The 20975-nt window shown below is 76.1% G+C and carries 20 protein-coding genes; 8 read left to right on the top strand and 12 right to left on the bottom strand.

Annotated features, from left to right (window positions below; genetic code table 11):
* Positions 1-135: 135 nt before the first annotated feature.
* The 3 genes from ACZ58X_RS32390 (at position 136) to ACZ58X_RS32400 (ending at position 3276) form a co-directional block, all read left to right on the top strand.
* On the top strand, positions 136-582 hold the full coding sequence (locus ACZ58X_RS32390; protein WP_470337142.1) for a MarR family winged helix-turn-helix transcriptional regulator: 447 nt from the start codon (positions 136-138) through the stop codon (positions 580-582).
* Between the two features lie 313 nt (positions 583-895).
* A complete protein-coding gene (locus ACZ58X_RS32395; protein ID WP_470337143.1) occupies positions 896-2071 on the top strand; it encodes a serine hydrolase domain-containing protein in 1176 nt (391 codons plus the stop codon).
* A gap of 152 nt (positions 2072-2223) precedes the next feature.
* Complete coding sequence (locus ACZ58X_RS32400; protein ID WP_470337144.1) at positions 2224-3276, top strand: helix-turn-helix transcriptional regulator; 1053 nt, start codon at positions 2224-2226, stop codon at positions 3274-3276.
* Between the two features lie 175 nt (positions 3277-3451).
* Here the strand turns inward: ACZ58X_RS32400 and infA are convergent, their stop codons facing one another.
* The gene (infA, locus tag ACZ58X_RS32405) at positions 3452-3676 is read right to left on the bottom strand and encodes a translation initiation factor IF-1 (protein ID WP_188306513.1); all 225 of its coding nucleotides are present in this window, start codon (positions 3674-3676) and stop codon (positions 3452-3454) included.
* Positions 3677-4421: 745 nt separating this feature from the next.
* Between infA and ACZ58X_RS32410 the strand changes: the two genes are divergently transcribed.
* On the top strand, positions 4422-5066 hold the full coding sequence (locus ACZ58X_RS32410; protein ID WP_470337145.1) for a CatB-related O-acetyltransferase: 645 nt from the start codon (positions 4422-4424) through the stop codon (positions 5064-5066).
* A gap of 48 nt (positions 5067-5114) precedes the next feature.
* Here ACZ58X_RS32410 and ACZ58X_RS32415 read toward each other — a convergent pair whose 3' ends face one another.
* From ACZ58X_RS32415 to ACZ58X_RS32430, 4 genes are all read right to left on the bottom strand, one after another.
* A complete protein-coding gene (locus ACZ58X_RS32415; RefSeq protein WP_470337146.1) occupies positions 5115-6215 on the bottom strand; it encodes a baeRF3 domain-containing protein in 1101 nt (366 codons plus the stop codon).
* Positions 6216-6432: 217 nt separating this feature from the next.
* A complete protein-coding gene (locus ACZ58X_RS32420; protein ID WP_470337147.1) occupies positions 6433-7659 on the bottom strand; it encodes an NAD(P)/FAD-dependent oxidoreductase in 1227 nt (408 codons plus the stop codon).
* Complete coding sequence (locus ACZ58X_RS32425) at positions 7656-7853, bottom strand: ferredoxin (protein ID WP_470337148.1); 198 nt, start codon at positions 7851-7853, stop codon at positions 7656-7658. The genes ACZ58X_RS32420 and ACZ58X_RS32425 overlap by 4 nt, the downstream gene beginning before the upstream one ends.
* A 58-nt stretch (positions 7854-7911) precedes the next feature.
* Complete coding sequence (locus ACZ58X_RS32430) at positions 7912-9111, bottom strand: cytochrome P450 (protein WP_470337149.1); 1200 nt, start codon at positions 9109-9111, stop codon at positions 7912-7914.
* 281 nt (positions 9112-9392) lie between these two features.
* Between ACZ58X_RS32430 and ACZ58X_RS32435 the strand changes: the two genes are divergently transcribed.
* Positions 9393-10031: a MarR family winged helix-turn-helix transcriptional regulator gene (locus tag ACZ58X_RS32435; protein ID WP_470337150.1), complete on the top strand. Its 639-nt coding sequence runs from the start codon at positions 9393-9395 to the stop codon at positions 10029-10031.
* A gap of 4 nt (positions 10032-10035) precedes the next feature.
* Here the strand turns inward: ACZ58X_RS32435 and ACZ58X_RS32440 are convergent, their stop codons facing one another.
* A complete protein-coding gene (locus ACZ58X_RS32440; protein ID WP_470337151.1) occupies positions 10036-11361 on the bottom strand; it encodes a M14 family zinc carboxypeptidase in 1326 nt (441 codons plus the stop codon).
* Between the two features lie 172 nt (positions 11362-11533).
* Between ACZ58X_RS32440 and ACZ58X_RS32445 the strand changes: the two genes are divergently transcribed.
* Complete coding sequence (locus ACZ58X_RS32445) at positions 11534-14386, top strand: AfsR/SARP family transcriptional regulator (RefSeq protein ID WP_470337152.1); 2853 nt, start codon at positions 11534-11536, stop codon at positions 14384-14386.
* Between the two features lie 139 nt (positions 14387-14525).
* On the opposite strand, the gene ACZ58X_RS32450 is transcribed toward ACZ58X_RS32445, so the two are convergent.
* From ACZ58X_RS32450 to ACZ58X_RS32465, 4 genes are all read right to left on the bottom strand, one after another.
* The gene (locus ACZ58X_RS32450) at positions 14526-14936 is read right to left on the bottom strand and encodes a hypothetical protein (protein ID WP_470337153.1); all 411 of its coding nucleotides are present in this window, start codon (positions 14934-14936) and stop codon (positions 14526-14528) included.
* Positions 14937-15093: 157 nt separating this feature from the next.
* On the bottom strand, positions 15094-15456 hold the full coding sequence (locus tag ACZ58X_RS32455) for a peptidoglycan-binding domain-containing protein (protein WP_470337154.1): 363 nt from the start codon (positions 15454-15456) through the stop codon (positions 15094-15096).
* 364 nt (positions 15457-15820) lie between these two features.
* Positions 15821-16219: an NAD-dependent epimerase/dehydratase family protein gene (locus tag ACZ58X_RS32460; RefSeq protein ID WP_470337155.1), complete on the bottom strand. Its 399-nt coding sequence runs from the start codon at positions 16217-16219 to the stop codon at positions 15821-15823.
* Positions 16220-16470: 251 nt separating this feature from the next.
* Positions 16471-17193, bottom strand: coding sequence for a ricin-type beta-trefoil lectin domain protein (locus ACZ58X_RS32465; RefSeq protein ID WP_470337156.1), 723 nt, complete (start codon positions 17191-17193; stop codon positions 16471-16473).
* A gap of 271 nt (positions 17194-17464) precedes the next feature.
* On the opposite strand from ACZ58X_RS32465, the gene ACZ58X_RS32470 reads away from it, so the two are divergent.
* Positions 17465-18355 (top strand): PIG-L family deacetylase, encoded by an 891-nt coding sequence (locus ACZ58X_RS32470; RefSeq protein ID WP_470337157.1) that lies wholly within the window; start codon positions 17465-17467, stop codon positions 18353-18355.
* Between the two features lie 64 nt (positions 18356-18419).
* Here ACZ58X_RS32470 and ACZ58X_RS32475 read toward each other — a convergent pair whose 3' ends face one another.
* Positions 18420-19127, bottom strand: a complete 708-nt coding sequence (locus ACZ58X_RS32475; RefSeq protein WP_470337158.1) for a G1 family glutamic endopeptidase — start codon at positions 19125-19127, stop codon at positions 18420-18422.
* Positions 19128-19321: 194 nt separating this feature from the next.
* On the opposite strand from ACZ58X_RS32475, the gene ACZ58X_RS32480 reads away from it, so the two are divergent.
* Complete coding sequence (locus ACZ58X_RS32480) at positions 19322-20275, top strand: helix-turn-helix domain-containing protein (protein WP_470337159.1); 954 nt, start codon at positions 19322-19324, stop codon at positions 20273-20275.
* Positions 20276-20282: 7 nt separating this feature from the next.
* Here ACZ58X_RS32480 and ACZ58X_RS32485 read toward each other — a convergent pair whose 3' ends face one another.
* Complete coding sequence (locus tag ACZ58X_RS32485; protein ID WP_470337160.1) at positions 20283-20972, bottom strand: TetR/AcrR family transcriptional regulator; 690 nt, start codon at positions 20970-20972, stop codon at positions 20283-20285.
* Between the last annotated feature and the right edge of the window lie 3 nt (positions 20973-20975).

Raw genomic sequence — 20975 nt, forward strand, 5'->3', positions numbered from 1 at the left:
AGCAGGTCGGTGAGGGCGGTGGTGATGTCGGTGTGCTGCACGGGGTCCTCCGATGGTCGTCACGAAAAATGCGTGCCTCAAGCACGCATCTGACGGTACAGGAAAAGCGTGCGCAGCGCACGCTAATCTGAGGGGGTGACGAATCCGACCGGACACGAGATCGCCGAGGCCCTGGGACTGCTGCTGCGGCGCAGCACCCGCGCCGGCCTGCACGCCCAACTGACCGACGGCCTGGGGGAAGCCGTCGACGAGCTCACCTACCCGGTCCTCAGCGGCCTGGCCCGCACCGGCCCGTGCAGCGCCGCCGACCTGGGCCGCGAGATCGGGCTGGACCGCACCACCGTGACCCGCCGCGCCGACCGGCTGGAGGAGGGCGGACTGCTGCGCCGCGAGGCCGACCCCGGCGACCGGCGGGCGACCCTGCTCGTCCTCACCGACCGCGGGCAGGACGCGGTGCGGGCCACCAGGCAACGCCTGGCGGCCCGCATCGAGGACTCCCTCGCCTCCTGGCCGGCGCAGGACGCCCGGGCCTTCGCCCGGCTGCTGCGCACCTTCGTGGACGAGGGGCCGTTCCAGGTCTGAGGGCCTGGGGTTTCACCCGCCGGTGCGCCGACGCCGCCCACGGCTGCGGGGCGGACAGCGCCCTGGGGGTACCTCCCGGCCGAAGGCTGGGGAAGCGTCGCCCCGCAGGCGGGAGTTCGAGGACGGACCCCGGCAAAGGGTTCGCGGGACGGCGCGTCAGCCCCCTCGCCCGCCCGCCCCGCGCGGTGATCGACCAGGTGGGTCACGGCGGGCGCCCGGCCGTTTCCCCGGGCCCGCGGGCGGTGATCCCTTGCCCCCGAGCCCCCGGCCGCCAGGCCGCCCGGCCCCCGCACCGCCCTCCGGAGGATCCGTCATGTCACCGCGCCCCCGCCGCTCCCCACGGCCCGCCGTCACCGCCCTGCTCGCCGCCTCGCTCGCGCTGGCCCCCGCCGGCAGCGCCGCCGCGGACGACGGGCCAAAGGCCCACCGGGACGGTGACCGGGCGCTGCGGGCCCGGCTGCAGGAGCTGGTCGACCGCCCGGACGGCCCGCCCGGCGCCATCGCCGTCCTGCGCGAGGACGACCGGGTCCGGGTGATCCGGGCCGGCACGGCCGAGCTCGACACCGGCCGCCCGCCCCGGGCCGAGGACCACATGCGCCTGGCCAGCGCCGCCAAGGCGTTCAGCGGCGCGGTCGCCCTGCGGCTGGTGGACTGCGGACTGCTCGGCCTCGACGACACCCTCGCCCGGCGGCTGCCCGCGCTGCCCGCCGACTGGGGCGCGGTGACCCTGCGCCAGCTGCTCAACCACACCAGCGGGCTGCCCGACTACAGCCGGGCGCCGGACTTCGGCGACCTGCTGCGCGCCGACCCGCACCACGTCTTCGACTCCCGCCACCTGCTGGACTTCGTCGCCGACCGGCCCCTGGAGTTCACCCCCGGCACCCGCTACCAGTACTCCAACTCCGACAACATCGCCGTCGCCCTGATGGCCGAGGCCGCCACCGGGCAGCGCTACGAGGACCTGCTCGCCTCCCAGGTCTACCGCCCGCTCGGACTCACCCGCACCAGCCTGCCCTCCGGCTACCGGCTGCCCCGGCCCTACCTGCACGGCTACGACATCGAACCGCCCGCCCCGCCGCAGGACGTCAGCACCCTGTACGGCGCCTCCGGCTCCTGGGCCTCGGGCGGCCTGGTCTCCACCCCCGCCGACTTCAACACCTTCGCCGCCGCCTGGGCGGGCGGCCCGCTGATCGGCGACGCCACCCGCGCACAGCAGCGGGCCTTCGTCGACGGCGCCTCCGAACCCGCCGGCCCCGGCACCAACCACGCCGGACTGGCGATCTTCGGGTACACCACCCGGTGCGGCACGGTCTACGGCCACACCGGCAACACCCCCGGCTACACCCAGTTCGGCGCGGGCACCGCCGACGGGCGGCGCAGCCTGACCGTCTCCGTCACCACGCAGGTGAACCAGAGCGGCACCCCGGACCTGCTGGCGCAGCTGCGGGCGGTCGAGGAGGACTTCGTCTGCGCACTGCTGGCCCCCTGACCGGGCTCGGGCCCGGGGGTGGGCACGGGGGGCGGCCCGGAGGCGGGCACGGGGGTCCGGGCGGGCGGACGGCCGGGGATCGGTTACGGTCGACGGTCCGGCAGCGGCCGGGCCGGGAAACGGAGCGGGAAGGGGGCGGCGAGGTGGCCGCAGTGACGGGGAGCGTGTTCCGGGGCGAGGGCGTGCCCGCGCGGGAGCGGTTCGACTGCTGGCGGGAGATGATCGGGCGCACCCGGGCCAGCGAGATGACCAGCGAGCACGCCGACGACTTCCGGGCGGAGATGCGGCGCCTGGAGCTGGGGCCGGTGACCCTGCTGCGGTCCTCGTTCCCGCCGACGCGCTTCCGCCGCTCCGCCGCCATGGTGCGGCGCACCGACCCCGGGGTGTACCACCTGACGATGCCGCTCAACGGCGGGCTGTCGCTGACCCGCGGCACCCGGGAGCGCACCCGCACCTTCGGCCGGGGCGACCTGTACCTGGTGGACAGCTCGCACCCGTACGAGGTGCGGGCCCTCGGGGCCCGTGGCGGCGGCCGCCGGGAGCAGCGGACCGAGGCCGTGGGGATCGACTTCCCGGTGTCGCTGCTGCCGCTGCCGCCGCATCGGCTGCGCGACCTGCTGGGGCGGGGCTTCTCGGTGCGCGAGGGCACCTGCGCGCTGCTGTCGGACTTCCTGGTCGGGCTGGACCGGCAGGCGGCGGCGCTGGGGCCGGCCGGGGCGGCCCGGCTGGGGACGATCGCGGTCGACCTGGTCGCCGCCTGGGTCGCCGGGGAGCTGGAGGCCGAGGCGGCCGTACCGGAGGAGACCCGGCAGCGGGCCCTGGCGGAGGCGGTGCGCGCCTTCGTGCGGCACAACCTCCAGGACCCCGACCTCACCCCCGCGACGATCGCCGCCGCCCACCACGTCTCGGTCAGCCACCTGCACCGGGTCTTCACCCGGCAGTCCGGGGAGTGCGGGGACGGCCGGACGCTGGCGGCCTGGATCCGCGGGCAGCGGCTGGAGCGGGCCCGGCGCGACCTGGCCGACCCGGCGCTGCGCACCCTGCCGGTCCAGGTCGTCGCGGCCCGCTGGGGCTTCCCCCGGGCCGACGATTTCAGCCGCGCCTTCCGGGTCGCGTACGGGCTCCCGCCCCGTGAGCACCGCCACCGGGCCCTGGCCGGGAGCGCGGGCGGCGGCGCGGACGGTAGCGGCGCGGGCGGCGCGTAGACGCATTGCCAAGGAAGTGGAGACGCAGGGACAACACGGGCGCCGCGCGTCCTGGCATCCTCCACGAGGAACACCGCGACGCGCCGGGCCCGTCAGCCCCGCGCGGCAGAACCACCGGTGGCCCGGCACGCCACGGGGGAGCGTGCCGGGCCACCGGTTCTCCCGCCGCAGGCCGCTAGTTGCGGTAGCGGTAGCGGATCCGGCCGCGGGTGAGGTCGTAGGGGCTGAGCTCCACGAGCACCCGGTCGTGCGGGAGGATCTTGATGTGGTTCTTGCGGACCTTCCCGCTGATGTGGGCCAGGACGACGTGCCCGTTCTGCAGTTCCACCTTGAAATTGGCGTTGCGCAGGCACTCGATGACGGTGCCTTCGACTTCGATGCCGTTCGTTGTCTTGGTCATGGTGTTCACCTCTTCTTCGTTCGTTCGGTGTCGGGGTCGTTCGTTCGATGCCGGGGCGGCCGGTGCGCGGGTCAGCGGTGGGCCGGTTCCAGGGTGCTGCCCGGGCGCCGGGCGGCGCCCTCCACGGGCGCGGCGGCGCGGCGGTCGGGGACCGGAGCCCGCGTCACGGCGGGGGCGCCCGGAACAGCGGCGCTCGGGGCAAGGGCGCTGGGAAGAGGAGCGCTCGGGACAGGGGCGCTCGGGGCGGGGTGCGGAGCACTCATGGTGCTGCCTTTCGGAAGTGCCTTGCCTGAGGCGCTCCCGGGCGACGCCAACGTCAATCGCCCACCATGACGACGAGGGGGAGCACCCACCCGGTTGCTGCCTTCATGGGTCTCACCTCCTCGCATCGGTCGCACGGCTGGGCAGACGGTAGCAGTCGGCGGCCCGCCCACCCAAACGATTTACGCCCCGGCGGGGCCCCACACCGCGCTCGGCCGGGCTGCTCGGCGAGCACGGGCTCGACCACGGACTCCAGGGCATCGTAGCCCTGGCCGCCGAAGGCGCGCGCCGCGAGGCGGCCGCGGCGGTCGACCACCGGGACGGTCGGGAGGGAGCCGGCGTCGAGGGCGCCCGCGGGGAACCCGGGCCGCTGGGTGCCGGCCGGGCATGAGGGGTCGGGGCTCCGACGCCCTGACGCCTTGATGTCCTGACGGTCTGACAGTCTGACGGTCTGACGTCCCGTCGACCCGGAAGAGGTGGCCCCGTGGTTCCCGTCGTGCCCGATCCGGACGTGCTGCACCCGTTCCCCGAGCAGCCGCGGGTGGTGCTGCTCAAGCCCTTGGTGACCTCGCCGCTGATCGAGGTGGGCGAGTACTCGTACTACGACGACCCGGACGATCCGACGGCGTTCGAGACCCGCAACGTGCTGTACCACTATGGGCCGGAGAAGCTGGTCATCGGGCGGTTCTGCGCGTTCGCCGCGGGGGTGCGGTTCGTGATGAACGGCGCCAACCACCGGATGGACGGGCCGTCGACCTTCCCGTTCCCGATCATGGGCGGGGCCTGGGCGGAGCACTTCGACCTGCTGACCGGGCTGCCGGGGCGCGGGGACACGGTGGTGGGCCACGACGTGTGGCTCGGCCACCGGACGACGGTGCTGCCGGGGGTGCGGATCGGCCACGGCGCGATCGTGGCCGCCGGGTCGGTCGTCACCTCCGACGTGCCCGACTACGCGATCGCCGGCGGGAACCCGGCCCGGGTGATCCGGCTGCGCTACGAGGCGGACGAGGTGGCGCGGCTGCTGACCGTCGCCTGGTGGCACTGGCCGGTGGAGCACCTGACCCGGCAGCTGCGGACCGTGATGTCCGGCAGCGTCGAGGAGTTGGAGGCCGCCGCGCCCGGGCGCTGAGGCGCGGCCCGGGCGGCGGGCTGCGGCCCGGGCGCGGCGGGGACGGGGTCAGTAGCGCAGCTCGGCGGCGATGCCGCCGGCGTCGGCGAGGGTGCCGTCGGGGACGAAGGCGACCCGGGCGCCGGTGTCGAGGGCGCGCTCGACGACCTCGTCGACGATGTCCTCGCGGGCCCCGGCCTCGCCGGCCTCGGCGGGGACGAGGTGCTCGCCGGCGTCGCGGACGGCGGCGCGGTGGTTCTCCTCGACCACCAGGAGCGCGACGCGCCCCTCCCCCACCGCCTGCCACACCTCGTCGAGGCCGGCGGCGAACCCGGAGCGGCCGCGGGCCCGGTCCAGCCGGGCGAGGGCGTCGGCGGTCTCCTGCTCGGCGTGGGCGCGCACGGCGGGCCCGACCACCTTGCGGACGGTCTCGACGTCGGCCTGGGCGAGGCCGCCGTGCGGGATCTGGGCGGTGGCCTCCTTGGCGATCGGGCCGGCGGCGTCCAGCAGGGCCAGGGCGGGCGCCTCGCCGACCACGTACAGCGGGCGGGGGTCGGCGGCCAGGACCTTGCCGAGCGCGGTGTCGGCCTGGCGCAGGAAGGTCTTGGTCTCCTCGTCCCGGAAGGTGCTGGGGGTGTCGCCGATGCGCTCGCGGCGCTCCGGGTCGGGGTTGTCGAAGAAGGCGCGGGTCAGCGGGAAGCCGTGGGCCCGGTCCTCGGTGACCCGCTCGGGGGTACCGCTCCACAGCACGGCCCGGTCGGCGGCGACGGCCAGCACCCAGTAGGGGCGCTCGGCGGCCTGGGCGGAGACCAGGTTGCGGGTGAGGAAGGTGTCGGACAGCACCACCCGGGCGGGGGCGGTGCGGGCGAAGGTCCACACCTGGTGCTCGCCGGGCGCGGCGAGGATCGCCAGGCCGTCCTCGGCGTGCACCAGGTCGACCTCGGCGAGGGCCTTGTCGAGCTGCCCGGCCACGTCGATCCGGTCGGCCCGGGAGACCTCGGGGTCGGCCTGGAGCCGCTCCTTCGCCTCGGCCAGCAGGTTGCGCAGCCGTACCGGGTCCTGGGTGTTGTCGGGTTCGCGGCGGTGGGTGGGCATCAGGACGGACACCGCCGGGTAGCGCCGGGGCCGGCGCAGTTCGGCGAGGACGGCGGGGCTGAGGGCGGGGTGCATGGGGACCCTTTCCGAAGGCGGTCGGCCTTCTCTGCGTGGGCGCACGGTGCCTGGCGCTGCTGCCAAATGCCCCCAATGTAGCGATTTGCCCCCGAAGTCGCCGGGTCGGCTGGCCGCTGCCCCTTGCGGGCCGGGCGCGGCGACGGGCCGAAGCGGGCGAGGGGGCGGCCCGGTACGCCCTCCCCGTCCGGGAGGGCGTACCGGGCCGCTGAACGGCTCAGCCGACCGGCGCGGCCTCCCGCTCGGCGGCGGGCGGCCAGGGGCCGTGGGCGGCGACCTGGGCGCGCAGTCCGCGCAGGGCGCGGGCGGCGGCGATGCCCACCGCGCCGGTGACCCGGCCCTCCCGCAGGCAGGCGGCGGCGAAGCGGTGCCCGGCGAGGCTGCCGTCGACCAGTTCGAAGCGGTCGGCGGCACCGGGGCTGCCGAAGGCCTGCACCCGCAGGCCGTACTGGTCGGTCCACAGGTACGGGACCGGCGCGTAGGCCTGGCGGGTGCCGTCCGGGCCGGCCAGCAGGTTGCGGGCGGCGAGCAGGGCCTGGTCGGTGGCGTTGGTGCGCTGTTCCAGGCGCCGGCGGCGGCCGGTGCGCGGGTCGGGCCAGGAGGCGGCGTCGCCGGCCGCCCAGACGCCGGGGCCGGCGGCGCAGTGGGTGTCGCAGGCCACGCCGCCGTCCGGCTCCAGCGGGACCCCGCTGCCGGCCAGCCACTCGGTGGCCGGCAGCGAGCCGATCGCCATCAGCACGGCGTCGGCGGCCAGTTCGCCGCCGTCGGCGAGCCGTACGCCGGCGGCCCGGCCGTGCCGCCGGAGCACGGCGGCGGCCGCGCCCCGGTGGATCCGCACCCCGTGCTCGCGGTGCAGGTCGGTCAGCAGCGCGGCCGTCTCCGCCCCGAGGACGGCGGCCAGCGGCGCGGCGGCGGCCACCAGCCAGGTCACCTCGGCGCCGAGCCCGACGGCGGTGGCCGCCGCCTCGGCGCCGAGCAGTCCGCCGCCGACCACCAACAGCCGTGCGCCCGGGCGCAGTTCCTCGCGCAGGGCGAGGGCGTCGGGCAGCGTGCGCAGCACGTGGGCGCCGGGCAGCGGTGTCTCGGCGCCGGGCAGCCGGCGCGGGCGGACGCCGGTGGCCACGACCAGGGCGTCGCAGCGCACCCGCCGGCCGTCGGCCAGGTGCAGCGTGCGGGCGCCGCGGTCCAGGCGTTCGGCCGCCACCCCCAGGCGCAGGTCGAGCCGCAGCTGCGCGAGGGCGGCGGGCTCGCGCAGGGTCACCTTCCCGGGCTCCCACTGGCCGTCGAGCAGCTGCTTGGACAGCGGCGGCCGGTCGTACGGGGGTTCGGGCTCGGCCCCGACGAGGGTGAGGCGGCCGTCGTAGCCGGCCCGGCGCAGCGCCTCGGCGGCGTGCAGTCCGGCGGCGCCGGCTCCGACGACGGCCACTTCGCGCGGTGCGGTCACACGTTCTCCAGGGTGATCGCCGCGGCCGGGCAGACCGCGGCGGCGTCCTGGACGGCCTGGTGGAGGTCGGCCGGGGGGCGGGCGTCGAGCAGGACGACGATGCCGTCCTCGTCGCGCTGGTCGAAGACGTCGGGGGCGGCGAGCACGCAGTGGCCGGCGCCGCAGCACTTCTCCTGGTCGATCCGGACGAGCATGGGTTTCCCTTCGGGGTGGGGGTCGGGGGTGAGGGGCGGCCGTGGTCGCGGGCCCGGACTACCAGGCGATGGGCAGTTCGTGGACGCCGTAGATGAGCATCTCGCCGCGGAAGCGGACGTCCTCGAAGGCGGTGGCCAGGCGCAGTTCGGGCAGGCGCCGCAGGAGGGTGTCGAGGGCGATCTGCAGTTCCAGCCGGGCCAGCGGCTGGCCCAGGCACTGGTGGACGCCGAAGCCGAAGGCGAGGTGGCGGCGGGCGTCGCGGGTGAGGTCGAGGGTGTCGCCGTCGGGGAACTCGGCGGTGTCCCGGTTGGCGGTGCTGATCATGCAGACGACGCCCTCGCCGGCCCGGATCCGCACCCCGCCGAGCTCGACGTCCTCGGTGGCGACCCTGGTCAGGCCGGAGTGGACGATGGTCAGGTAGCGCAGCAGTTCCTCGACCGCGCCGGGGACGGCCTCGGGGTGGCGGCGCAGGTGGTCGAGCTGGGCGGGGTGGCGCAGCAGGGCGAGGACGGACAGCGCGGTCATGTTGGCGGTGGTCTCGTGCCCGGCGACCAGCAGCAGCCGGCCCATCGCGCCGATCTCCTGGGTGTTCAGTTCGCCGCGCTCGACCAGGCGGCTGAGGATGCCGTCGTCGGGGTGGGTGCGCTTGGTGTCGGTGAGTTCCTCCAGGTAGTCGGTCAGCCGGGCCTGGGCGGTGATGACGTCCTCGACCGAGGAGTCGCGGCGCAGCAGGACGCGGCTGCACTCCTGGAAGAACTCGTGGTCCTGGTAGGGGACGCCGAGCAGCAGGCAGATGACCAGGGAGGGCAGCGGCAGGGCGAACTCGCGGACCAGGTCGGCCTCGGTGCGTCCCTCGGTCATCCGGTCGAGCAGTTCGTCGGCGATGCGCTGGACCTCGGGGCGCAGCGCCTCGACCTTCTTGATCATGAATTCGCCGGTGAGCATCCGGCGCAGGCGGGCGTGCTCGGGGTCGTCCATCCGGATGAAGACGGGCTGGCCGTTGTTCAGCTGGCGGGCGCCGGCGCTGACGAAGGGGAAGCCGGGGCGGGTGGAGTCGGAGCTGAACCGGGCGTCGGAGAGCACCGCCTTGATGTCCTCGTGGCGGGTGAGCAGCCAGCTGGGGGAACCGTCCCAGAGGGAGATGCGGCTGATCGGCTCGTCCTGGTGGGCCTGCTGGTAGGCCGGCGGCGGGGCGAAGGGGCAGGTGCCGCGGGCGGCGGGGTGGGTGAAGCGGGGGGTCTGTGCGGCGGTGGCCATGGGGGGCTCCCCTCTCGGAGCTGGCTGTGCCGGATGGGTCGGTCCGGTCCGGCCCGCGGTGCCGTGCGGGGCACGCGAGGGTGCGGCCGTGCGGGGGCACGCGGGTGCGGCGGGCGTGCGGGCCCGGAGCATTTACGTGCCAAAAGCAACTAACTCGCTGTCACGCTAACTCGCGGTCCGTGGCGGCGAAAGGGCCCATCCGGTGGGCGCGGAATCTGTCCGAAATCCGGTGACCGGTCTGCGCCGCAGCCGGGAGGCGCACCGGCCGCTAAAGTTCCCCCATGTCGGACGCCGCAGACGATCGGACCGCCACCGCGGACACCGCCACCGCAGACCTGGAGGCCGTACTGGCCTCGCTGGCCTACCTGCTGACCCGCTCCCAGGAACACGAACGCCGCACCGCCAAGGCGGGCATCACCGCCGCACGCTCGGACGTCTACCTGCTGCGCGCCCTCGCCGAGGCCGACGGGCCCAGCCGGGTGGGCGACCTGGCCGAGCGGCTGATGGTCAAGCCCTCCCACGTCACCCGGCAGATCGACCGCCTGGAGAACCAGCACCTGGTGGCCCGCACCCCCGACGCCCTGGACCGCCGGGCCCGCCGGGTCGCCCTCACGGCCGACGGGCGGGCCCTGCTGGAGCGGCTGAAACAGGCCAACATCACCGGCCTGACCGACGCCCTGGCCGGCGTCCCCGAACCGGACGTCGCCGCGACCGTCAGCGTGCTGTGCCACCTGATCGAGCGCTACGTCCAGCGCGTACGGGGCTCGCTGCTGTCGGAGGACGACACCCCTCCCCCGGCGGACCCGGGCGGCGCGACGGGTACGGGCGGCGCGACGGGCGCGCGCGGTGGGGTGGGCGCGGCCGACGGGACGGCCCGGGCCGCCGCGCGGCGTGCCGGGCGCGGGGCCGTCCGGTCCTGAGCGCCTACCCGGCCGCGGCGGCTTCGGCGGTGTTGGCGTGGTGGGCGGCCTGGCGGGTGACGGGGAGCCAGGTGGGGCGGAAGCGGAGGCGGTACTGGGCGCACCAGGCGTGGAGGAGGGCGGCGGGGCGGGGGTCCGGGGCGGGGGTGGCGCGGCGCAGCAGGGCGGCGGCGCGGACCGGGATGCGGTGGGCCCACAGGTCGATGCCGGCCAGGTGGGCGCGGGTGGGCGGGGGCGGTGCCGGCAGCGGCCCCTCGGGGGTGCGCGGGTCCCAGGCGTCGGCGAGTTGGCGCAGGGCGGTGAGCTGGGTACGGGCGGCGCGCAGCAGCGGGGTGTCGTGCGGGCCGTCGTGCGGGGGGAGGGCGCTCAGCAGGCCGGTGAGCTGCCGGCCGCGCTCGCGCAGCTGGTCGGCGGCGGCGCGCAGGTGGCGGTCGGCGTCCTCGGGCGGGACGGGGGCGGGGTCGCCGAGGTGGTCGCTGGTCCAGGCGGGCACCTCGACGACGACGGTGCGCCCGCCGTGGCGCCGGGGGGCGAACCAGGTGGCGGCCCGGGCGCCGCCCAGGGCCTCGGGCCGGTCGGTGAGCATGCCGGTGGTGTTCTCCTGGGTGTCGATGTGCTCGGGCTCCATCAGGAAGACGCCGGGGCTGACGGCGGGCAGCCGGTGGGTGTCGAAGGAGCCGGTCTCCACCGGGATGCCGAGGGCGGCGGCGGAGCGGACGAAGGGGGCGGCGAGGGCGGTCGGGTCGGCGGTGGCCTGGAGGAAGGTGCCGCCGACGTCCGCGGTGTGCAGGGAGAGCTGGAGGGCGGGGCGCAGTTCGTCGATCAGGTCGAGCAGGATCCGGCTCTCGGGAAGGCGGCCGCCGATCGCCGGGGCCCATTCGGGCTGCTCCTCGGCGGCGGGGCGGTAGTAGCCGGCGAAGTAGGCGGGCAGGGTGCGGGCGAGCAGGCCGCCGCGGGCCAGGTGCGCGCCGTCGGGGTCGAGGCAGAGCAGCAGGTGCCAGGTGGTGGCCGGGTGCCGGGCGGGGTGGGCCAGGGCCCGGTGGGCCAGTTCGACGAGGCCGGCGCGGCCGGAGAACTCGTCGGCGTGGGCGCCGGAGACGACCAGGACGTCGTCGGCGGGGCGGTCGGTGGCGATGCCCCGGCCGTCGGGGCCGATCGAGAGGAGGTGGAGGGGGCGGCCGGCGCGGGAGGTGCCGAGGGTGCGCAGCCGGCAGCGTCCGGGGTGGCGGGCGGCCAGGTGGCGGGCGGTGTCGGTGAGTTCGTCGAGTGTGGGGTAGCGGTCGTGGAGCAGGATCGCCCTGCCCGCGGCGGTCGAGGTGTCGGTCAGCATCGGTCCCCTCCCCTGGTGTCCGGAGGTGGTATTGGATCCGATCGGGTCCGGGTCCGTCCAGGGCGCCGCGCGGGCCGGTGCGGGGTGGTTCGGGTGCGGGGAACCGTACGTCATCGCAAGGTCGCCTACTGTCATATGCTTGCCATATTTGCTGGTCAGGGTGGGAGCACGGGTGGAATTCCGGTTGTTGGGCTCGGTGGCCGTGGTGGCCGCGGACGGTCGGGAACTCGCCCTCGGCCCGCCCAAGCGCCGCAGCCTGCTGGCCGCGCTGGCGCTGAACCCCGGCGCGCCCGTCGGCATCGACCGGCTGACCGAGGCCCTCTGGGAGGAGGAGCCGCCCCGGCACGCCCGCACCGTCATCCACAACCACGTCTCCGGGCTGCGCGCGGTCCTCGCCGAGCACCGGGCCCCCGACGCCGGGGTCGAGCTGGCCACCGACGGCAGCGGCGGCAGCGGCGGCTACCTGCTGCGGGTGCCCGAGGCGGCGGTGGACGTCCGGCGCTTCGAACGGCTGGTCCGGGACGCCCACGGCGCCCGGGAGGCCGGCGCGGCGGTGGCGGCCCTGCGGGAGGCGCTCGCGCTGTGGCGCGGACCCGCGCTCGCCGGCACCGAACCCAGCCTGCCGCTGCAGTGCGCCGCCCGGGCGCTGGAGGAGCTGCGGCTGTCCGCCGTGGAGGAACTGGCCCGCGCCCACGGCCGGCTCGGCGACCACGGCGCGGCCGCGGGTGTGCTGGCCCCCGAGGCCGCGCTCAACCCGCTGCGGGAGTCGCTGGTCGCCGCGCTGGTGGTGGCGCTCGGACGGGCCGGGCGGCGCCCGGAGGCGCTGGAGTGGTTCCACCGCACCCGCCGGACCCTGGCCGAGCAGCTGGGCATCGACCCCGGGGCGGAACTCACCGAGGCCCACGAGCTGCTGCTGCTCGGCGACGTGGCGCCGGGGCCCGCGACGGCGTCCGGGCCCGCGACCGCGCCGGGGCCTGCCGTGGCACCCGCCCCCGTCCCCGCCCCCGTCCCCGTCTCCGTCCCCGTCTCCGTGCTGACGTCCGGGCCCGCGCCCGCCCCCGTGGTGGCGGAGCCCGTCCCCGCGCCGTGGCCCTTCCCCCGGCGGCCCCGGGGCTTCTCCGGGCGCGAGGACGAGCTGGCCGCGCTCGACCGGGCCGCCCGCGCCCCCGGCGCCATCGCCGTCGTCACCGGCGGGGCCGGGGTCGGCAAGACCGCCCTCGCCGTGCACTGGGCGCACCGGCGGCAGGCCGACTTCCCCGACGGGCGGCTGTTCGTCGACCTGTGCGGGCACAGTCCGCTGCCCGAACGGGCCACCGGCGCGGTGCTGCGCGAACTGCTGCTCGCCCTCGGCCTGCCCGCGGAGCAGATGCCCTCCTCCCCCGAGGCGCTGGCCGCCCGCTACCGGGAGCTGACCGCCGGGCGCCGGATGCTGCTCGTGCTCGACAACGCCCGCCGCTCCGAGCAGGTCCGCCCGCTGCTGCCCGACGGTGACGGCTGCGTCACCCTGGTGACCAGCCGCGACCGGCTCGGCGGACTGGTCGCCTCGGACGCCGCCCGGCCGCTGCCGCTGGCCGAACTGTCCGCCCCGCAGTCCGTCAGCCTGCTCGCCACCACCCTGGGCCCCGACCTCGGCCCCGACCTGGTCGGCGCCGAACCCGAGGCCGCCGCCCGGCTGGCCCGGCTGTGCGACGGGCTGCCGCTCGCCCTGCGCCTGGCCGCCGCCCGTCTCGCCACCAGCCCGCACCGGGGACTCGCCGCGCTCGCCGACGAACTCGCCGACGAACAGGGCCGGTTGGGGCTGCTGGAGGTGGAGGACACCAGTGTCGCCGCCGCCCTGGCCCTGACCGTCCAGCACCTGTCCGCCGCCGCCCGCCGGCTGTTCCGCCGCCTGGGCACCCACACCGGCACCACCCTCGACAGCCGCACCGCCGCCGCCCTCGCCGGCTGCGGACTGCCCGACGCGGCGGGCGCGTTGGGGCAGCTGGCCACCGCCCACCTGGTCGTCGAGATCGACCGGGACGCCTACACCCTGCACGACCTGGTGCGCCTCTACGCCCGCAGCCTGCGCACCCCGCCCGAGGAGGACGACTCCGACACCCTGCCCCGGCTCCTGGACCACCTGCTGAACACCCTGCTCGCCGCGAGCGCCGCCGCCGAGCCCGGCAGCGAACCGTGCTGCGAACTGCCCGCCGGGGCCCGGCGGCCCGTCGAGGTCCGCCCCTTCCCCGACCGGGCGAGCGCCCTGGCCTGGTACGCCACCGAACGCGACACCCTGCGCGGCGCCGCGCTGGCCGCCGTCGGCGCCGGACTGCACGACCGGGCCTGGCGGCTGGTCCTGCTGCAGTGGCCGCTGATCGTGTGGCAGGTCCGGGACGGCTGGGTGCCGCTGCTCGAACACGGCCTCGCCGCCGCCGAGGCCGACCTCGACCCCGGTGCCCAGTCCCGGGCCCGGGCCCTGCTCGGCTGGGTGCTGCTGGAGGAGGGCCGGCCCCAGGAGGCGCTGGTCCACCTCGAACGGGCCCCCGGCCTGGCCGCCCTGGCCGGCGACCGCAGCGCCCAGGCCGTCGCCCTGGTCAACCTCGCCGCCGCGCTCACCCGCTACGGCGGGCCCGGGTCCGGGAACGTCCCCGCCCGGGTGCGGGACCTGCTGGGCCGCGCCCTCGCCCTGGCCGAACAGGCCGGCCGCGCCGACCTCGTCGCCCTCGCCCGCCAGCACCTCGCCGACACCTGCCTGGCCGGCGGCGACCCCGAGGCGGCCGCCCACCACGCCGCCCGCGGCCTCGCCCTCGCCGAACCGCCCTTCCCGGCCGCCCGCCGGGTCGTCCTGCAGACCCTGTACGGCCGTGCCCTGGCCGCCACCGGCCGCCGCGAGGAGGCCGCCCGCCACCTCGACGCCGCCCTGCGCGCGGCCCGCGCCCACCAGTACGGCGAGGGCGAGGCCGCGGCGCGGGCCGCCCTGCGGGCCCTGTCCGGCGGCGCGGGCGCGGGCCGCGGACACCGCCCGGGGCCCGACCGGCGCTGCTGACGGCGGCGCAGCGGCCCGCGCCCGCCCTTCCCTTCACCGCGCGGCGCCGGCAGAGTGCCGCCGTGGACTGCGACCGCTACCCCGACGTGGCCGCCGCGGGCGGCCTGGTCGCCGGCCGGCCGGAGGCCCCGGCCGGGCGTCAGCGGTAGATGCGGGCGGCCCGCTCGGGGGCGGCCAGCACGTTGGCGGCGAACAGGCCGAGGTCGAAGTGCTCGGCCTCGACGAACGGGGTCAGGTCGTCCGCCAGGCCGTACCACTGCGGCGGCACCGGATAGCGCAGCTCGACGACCCGGCCGACGGTCAGCACGCACTCCGGCTCGGCGATCCGGTGCCGCAGCGCGGTGGCGGCGTCGAGGCGCACGTCCCGCTCCCCCACCCGGATCCGCAGCCCGTCCCCGGCCCGGTAGAACACCACCCCGGTGCCGCCGAGTCGACCGTGGTGGCCGTGCGTCGGCTGCCCGGGGTCGGCCGTGCGCCCGGGACCGAGCCGTCCGGTCGCCGGGTCGAAGTCCGCGACCCGGCCGTGGACATCGAAGTCGGCGATCAGCACGGTGGACCATCTCCTGTACGGGGCCGGTGCCCGAACGGCGGCCTGGGGGCGGGGCCTCCGGATGCCCCGCCCCCAGGTTCCTACGAGCTGTTGCTACGAGCTGTTGCTACGAGCTGTTCCTACCGGCTGTTTCCACCAGCCGTTCCTACCGACCGGCTCAGCAGTTGGGGTAGATGTTCTTGGAGCTCCACCAGTCCAGCGCACCCCAGGTCTGCGGGCCCACGTCGCCGTCGACCTGGAGGTAGCCCATACAGGCCTGGAAGGTGCGGACCCGGTCCAGGGTGGCGTTGCCGAAGACCCCGTCGACGGTGATCTTGCCGTGGGTGTCGGGGTTGAGCGAGTAGTTGAGCTCGCACTGGAGCTCCTTGACGGCGTCGCCGGTGGCGCCGTACTTGAGCAGCGGCTCGGCGGTGCTCCAGTCGCCGCAGCGCGTGCCCGCCGCGTCGGCGGTGCCGGCGGTGGCGACGGTTCCGGCGAGCAGCAGGCCGGTGGCGGCCAGCCCGATGATGATCTTGCGCATGGGTTCCCTCCCGTTGGCGCGCGCCGCCGTTCTCGCGGCGCGGCGTGTGCCCCGACCCTAGCCAGGGCGGATGCCCCGGCGGGGTATCCAATTGACCGCCGCATCCGTGGGCCACTTGGGCCGGACGGGGGGTCAGGACGGGAGCTCTGCACGGCAGTCGGGGCGGCGGGTCAGGGCCGGTAGTCGGCCAGGGTGTGGCGCGGGTGCCGGCCCTGGGCGCGGGCGCGGGTGAGGTCGAGGACGACGCCGCGGGCGAGCAGGTCGACGGTGTAGGGCGTGAGGCCGGGCAGCAGGGTGGTGCGGGCGGCGAGGCGGGCCGGCGGCGCGGGGAGGTGGACGATGCGGGCGGGCAGGTGGTGGGCGGTCAGGACGTGGCGCAGGGCGGCGTCGCGGCGGTAGGGGGCGGGGTCGGCGATGTTGTAGGCGCCGGGGGGCCAGGGCGGGGTGCCGGTGAGGCCGAGGGCGGCCAGGCAGGCGTCGGTGAGGCTGGCGACGCGGTGAGGCTGAGTGCGGTGTCGGGGACGGCGTACTGGTGGGCTTCGTCCCGGTGGCCGGGCGGGAGGTCGGCGACGGCGGCGGCGCAGTGGACGACGAGGTCGGCGCCACTGAGGTCGGGGTCGGCCGCGGTGGCGTCCCAGGGCAGGTGGCGGCCCACCGGGCCGGGGCGGCGGCCGGGGCAGGTGACGTCCAGGCCCGACCGGGCGGCGGCGCGGGCGAGGTGGGCGCCGCAGAAGCCGGTGGCGCCGGTGATGGCGAGGCGCATGGTCAGCGGGTTCCTCGGCGCAGGGTGAGTTCGGCATAGCCGGGCAGGGCGGCGTGGCGGTCGGCGCGGGAGCGCACGACGCGGGGGTGGTGGGGGGCCAACGCGAGGAGGGTGTCGGCGAGATGGGCGCGGGCGAGGTGGGCGCGGGCGAGGTGGGCGCCGAGCCCACCTGAGTACGGGTACTCAGGTGGGCCCGGGCGGATACCCGTTCGGGGAGTGCGGGCTACCCGGACGGGGGCGGGGGGACGGCCTCAGGGGGTGAGGACCCACTTCTGGTTGGCGAGGCCGTTGCAGTCCCAGATGCCCAGCTGGGCGCGGTTGGAGGTGTCGAAGCCGAGTTCGTCCAGGCACTTGCCGGTGAGCACGTTCTTCAACGAGCCGTCGGGCTGCGGGAGCCACTGCTCGCCCGCGGTGCCCACGCAGTCGTAGATCTCGACCTTGGTGCCGTTGGGGCTGTCGGCGCTGCCCCAGACCACGTTCAGGCACATGCCCAGGCCGCGCACGGTGTTGTCGACGCCCAGGGTCCACCACTGGGCGCCGGTGCCGTTGCAGTCGTAGATCTGCACGGGGGTGGCGACGGTGGTCCGGCCGCCGGCGATGTCCACGCACTTGCCGCCGTAGCCGACCAGGCGGCCCTGCTTGCCCTGCATGCCGAGGACGACCGGGCGGATGGTGGTGGTGGCGTAGTGGCCGGGGTTGCAGTAGGCGACGGAGCTGCCGTTGCCGGTGACGATGCTGCCGTTGACCCAGTAGTTCACCGGCGTGGTGCCGACGGCGTAGAAGCAGACGGCCTGGATCTGCCAGATGGTGCCGTTGGGCACGTTGGTGCAGTAGGCGGAGGCGACCGGGCCGCTGTGGGTGGTGGAGCACTGGCCCGGGGAGTCGGCGTGGGCGGCGGTGGCGGGCAGGACGGCGACGCCCACCAGGGCGAGCAGGCTGGTGAACAGGGCGGCGAGGGTTCGTCGCAGGCGCATGTGAGGGTCCCTTCCGAGCAGACGGGGCCCAACCGGTTGTGTGGATCCTGTGGTTGGTGTCGCCCAGCGTGGGCGACCGGATGAGGACGCGTCAACTGTTGTGGATGGCTTGTCCAAAAACCATTCATGTCAGTTCGCATCGGACGGTGCGGGCGGCGCCCGCCGCGGAGGACGCCGTGGCGGCTGCCGCGGCGGCGAGGGCGGACGGCGGGTTGTCGGGGCCACCGGGCAGACTGGGGGTGGATCACCCGAACGAACCGAGGACGACACCATGGCCGACCGGCCCCTGACGTTGATGGCAGTGCACGCCCACCCCGACGACGAGGCCACCGGCACCGGCGGCGTCCTCGCCCGCTACGCCGCCGAGGGCATCCGCACCGTCCTGGTCACCTGCACCGACGGTGCCTGCGGCGACGGCCCCGACGGCGTCAAGCCCGGCGAGGACGGGCACGACCCGGCGGCGGTCGCGGCCCTGCGCCGCGCCGAACTGGAGGCCAGCTGCCGGGTCCTGGGCGTCGACCACCTCGAACTGCTCGAGTACGGCGACTCCGGGATGATGGGCTGGGCCGCCAACGACGCGCCCGGCTCGTTCTGGGGCACCCCGGTCGCCGAGGGCGCCGCCCGGTTGGCCGAACTGCTGCACCGCTACCGGCCGGACGTCGTCGTCACCTACGACGAGAACGGCTTCTACGGCCACCCCGACCACATCCAGGCCCACCGCATCACCATGGCCGCCCTGGAACTGGCCCCCGACGTGGCCGCCAAGGTGTACTGGACGACGGCGCCGCACTCGGCGATGAAGCGCTTCTTCGCGGCGATGCAGGAGTTCGGCACCGACTGGGACGAGCAGGCCGGGGAGGCCGCGGAGGGCTCCGAGCAGGCCGGGGAGGCCGCGGAGGGCTCCGAGCCGGCCGGGCCCCCCGAGCTGCCCCCGATCGGGCTGCCCGACGAGGAGGTCACCACCTGGGTGGACACCCACGCCTGGGGCGGCCAGAAGTACGACGCGCTGGCCGCGCACGCCAGCCAGGGCGAGAACATCTTCTTCCTGCGGATGGGCAAGGAGCGCTTCACCGAGCTGATGGGCACCGAGACCTTCGTCCGGGTCCGCGACACCACCGGCGCCGCCCTGCCGGAGCAGGACCTCTTCGCCGGCCTGCGCTGACCCAGCGCCCGCCCCGGTCCGCGAGGGGTGCGGGCCGGGGCGGGCGGTGCGGTGCCGGGTGGTGTCAGGCGGGGACGATGGCGAAGGCGCCGTTGCTGAGCGGGGTCTCGGTGTACTGGCCGCTGTTGACGGCCTGCGGCGAGTAGCTGTCGAAGACCTGGCCGTTAACGGTGACGCCGGAGAAGTCCAGGCGGTCGAAGGACGGGTAGCTCTGGCTCGGGGACTCGATGACGGCCTCGGCGCTGACGTTCTGCCCGTCGAGCTGCTGGTCGGTGGTCTCGGTCCAGCCCTTGGTGGTGTCGGTGATCTGCAGCGTGTAGGTGGAGCCGCCGCTGTTGACCACGGAGGCGGTGAAGCTGTCGCCGGCGTCCACCGGGTCGTTGAAGTACTGCGGCGGGGCCGGGTACATCTCGTACCAGGCGGAGTAGGCCGGGGAGCCGCTGGAGCAGTCGACCTGGACGCCGGTCTGCTCGACGGTCTGGGAGCCGTAGCCGTCGATGCCGACCCAGGGGGCGAACAGGTCGTTGGAGGTGTTGCACTGGACGGTGGGCATCGTCCAGGAGCCGGAGACGCTCTGGAAGCCGTTGCCCTGGGCGACGTAGCCGCCCCAGACGCCGCCGTCGTAGCGGGCGCCGTGGCCGTAGCGGTGGGCGTGGGCGCCGTGGGCGGCGGTGTGGGTGGGGGCGGCGCTGGCGGCGGGGGCGGCGACCGCCGCGACCGGCAGGGCCAGCGCGGCGGCGAGCACGAGGCGGCCGGTGCGGGAAAGGGCCATGGGGGGCTCCTCGACTGGGCGTTGTGGGGGTGGCGCCCAGCTTGGTGGCGCCCCGGCCGGGCCGGGAAGGGAGCCGTGGGGGCCGGAACCCGACATGGCGGGAACATGCCGAACGGTCAATCCCTTGATTTCGGCCACCGGGTGGCGCACAGTCGCTCTGTTCCACTGGCTGTCATGAACGCGAGGAGAGGGTCGTGCCGGGGACGGGCATGCTCGCCGGACTCGGGCTCGGCGCGCTGGAGGAGCAGCTCTACCTGCGGCTGCTGGGCCTGCCGGCGGCCGAACCGCAGTGGCTGGCCGCCCAGTTGAACCTGCGGGCCCCGATCGTGGTGGCGGCGCTGGCCGTGCTGGCCGAGCTGGGGCTGGTGGAGGCCTGCGCGGCGGGGGCGTGGACGGCGGTGCCGCCGGACGTGGCGCTGGAGGAGCTGCTGTTGCGGCGCGAGGTGGAGCTGCGGCGGGCCCGGGGCCGGATCGGCGAGCTGATGCGCGCCTACCGGCAGGGCCGCCCGGACGGCGAGGCGGCCGGGCCGGTGGAGGTGATCAGCGGGCGCCGCTCGATCGCCGAGCTGTGGCGCACCCTGCAGCTGGGGGTGCGCGAGCGGCTGCGGGTGCTGGACCGCCCGCCGTACGTGCGGCGCTCCGATCCGCGCACCGAACTGGCGCTGCTGGGGCGCGGGGTGACGACCCGGGTGGTGTACCACAGCCGGGTGCTGCGCGACCCGGAGCGCCTGGCGGAGATCCGTACCTTCACGGCGGCCGGGGAGCAGGCCCGGGTGCACACCGAGGTGCCGTTGAAGCTGGCCCTGCTGGACGACCGGTGGGCGCTGCTGCCGGTCAGCGCGGGCACCGAGCTGGAGAGCGTGCTGCTGATCCGGCCCTCGACCCTGCTGGACGCGCTGGCCGGGCTGTTCGAGCTGTACTGGGCGCACGCGATGCGGCTGCCGGAGCCGTCCGAGGAGCCGCCGGAGGACCGGCACCGGCGGCTGCTGGCCCTGCTGGCGGCGGGGCTCACCGACGAGTCGATCGCCCGGCAGCTGGGGGTGTCGACGCGGACGGTGCAGCGCTGGGTGCGGGAGCTGATGGACCGCTTCGGGGCCCGGACCCGGTTCCAGGCGGGCATCCAGGCGGCCCGGGCGGAGCTGCTGTGAACCCCCGTCAGGCGGGCGGGGCGGCGAGCAGGTCGTCGAGTTCGGCGGCGTAGAGCAGGGCGGGGTCGATACCCATCCCGGTGAAGTGGCCGGCCAGTTCCAGGGACAGCACGCCGTGCAGGCGGGTCCACACACTCAGGAAGCGGTGCAGCGCCTCGGGCGGGGCGGGGTGGCCGAGGGCCCAGTCGCGGTGGTCCGCGAGGTGGGTGGCGAGCGCGGTGGGCGGGGCGGCCCGGTCGGCGGGGGCGGGCGGCCGCGCGGCGAGGTGGGCGGCGCAGGCGTCCAGCAGGACCGTCATGATCTCGCCGGAGATCGCGGTGGTGGACTCGGGGGCGTGGTAGCCGGGCACGGGGGTGCCGTAGATCAGGAAGTAGCGCTGGGGGTCGGCCAGCGCCCACAGCCGCAGGGCGTGGGCCAGCGCGCGCAGGTCGGCGCCGCCCTCGGCGCCCACCCGCAGGGTGTCGGCGAGGCTGCGGTAGGCGTCGCGGACGAGTTCGGTGATCAGCTCGTCGCGGCCGGCGAAGTAGCGGTAGAGCGCGGGCCCGCTCAGGCCCATCCGCTTGGCGATGGCGTTGAGGGAGAGCGCGGAGGCCCCGGCCGTGGCGATCTGCTCCCGGGCGTGCCGCTTGACCTCCTCGCGCACCTGAGCGCGGTAGCGCTCCCTCGGGGTCGCGCCGTCCGCCTCCGCCCGCGCCATGCT

Source organism: Kitasatospora sp. NPDC040550, assembly GCF_055594965.1.

What these genes read in the sequence shown, in the direction of transcription:
- ACZ58X_RS32395 (WP_470337143.1), top strand. Translation starts at nt 896, where the DNA reads ATGTCACCGCGCCCCCGCCGCTCCCCACGGCCCGCCGTCACCGCCCTG.
- infA (WP_188306513.1), bottom strand. Translation starts at nt 3,676, where the DNA reads ATGACCAAGACAACGAACGGCATCGAAGTCGAAGGCACCGTCATCGAG.
- ACZ58X_RS32415 (WP_470337146.1), bottom strand. Translation starts at nt 6,215, where the DNA reads ATGCACCCCGCCCTCAGCCCCGCCGTCCTCGCCGAACTGCGCCGGCCC.
- ACZ58X_RS32425 (WP_470337148.1), bottom strand. Translation starts at nt 7,853, where the DNA reads ATGCTCGTCCGGATCGACCAGGAGAAGTGCTGCGGCGCCGGCCACTGC.
- ACZ58X_RS32430 (WP_470337149.1), bottom strand. Translation starts at nt 9,111, where the DNA reads ATGGCCACCGCCGCACAGACCCCCCGCTTCACCCACCCCGCCGCCCGC.
- ACZ58X_RS32435 (WP_470337150.1), top strand. Translation starts at nt 9,393, where the DNA reads ATGTCGGACGCCGCAGACGATCGGACCGCCACCGCGGACACCGCCACC.
- ACZ58X_RS32440 (WP_470337151.1), bottom strand. Translation starts at nt 11,361, where the DNA reads ATGCTGACCGACACCTCGACCGCCGCGGGCAGGGCGATCCTGCTCCAC.
- ACZ58X_RS32455 (WP_470337154.1), bottom strand. Translation starts at nt 15,456, where the DNA reads ATGCGCAAGATCATCATCGGGCTGGCCGCCACCGGCCTGCTGCTCGCC.
- ACZ58X_RS32460 (WP_470337155.1), bottom strand. Translation starts at nt 16,219, where the DNA reads ATGCGCCTCGCCATCACCGGCGCCACCGGCTTCTGCGGCGCCCACCTC.
- ACZ58X_RS32465 (WP_470337156.1), bottom strand. Translation starts at nt 17,193, where the DNA reads ATGCGCCTGCGACGAACCCTCGCCGCCCTGTTCACCAGCCTGCTCGCC.
- ACZ58X_RS32470 (WP_470337157.1), top strand. Translation starts at nt 17,465, where the DNA reads ATGGCCGACCGGCCCCTGACGTTGATGGCAGTGCACGCCCACCCCGAC.
- ACZ58X_RS32475 (WP_470337158.1), bottom strand. Translation starts at nt 19,127, where the DNA reads ATGGCCCTTTCCCGCACCGGCCGCCTCGTGCTCGCCGCCGCGCTGGCC.
- ACZ58X_RS32485 (WP_470337160.1), bottom strand. Translation starts at nt 20,972, where the DNA reads ATGGCGCGGGCGGAGGCGGACGGCGCGACCCCGAGGGAGCGCTACCGC.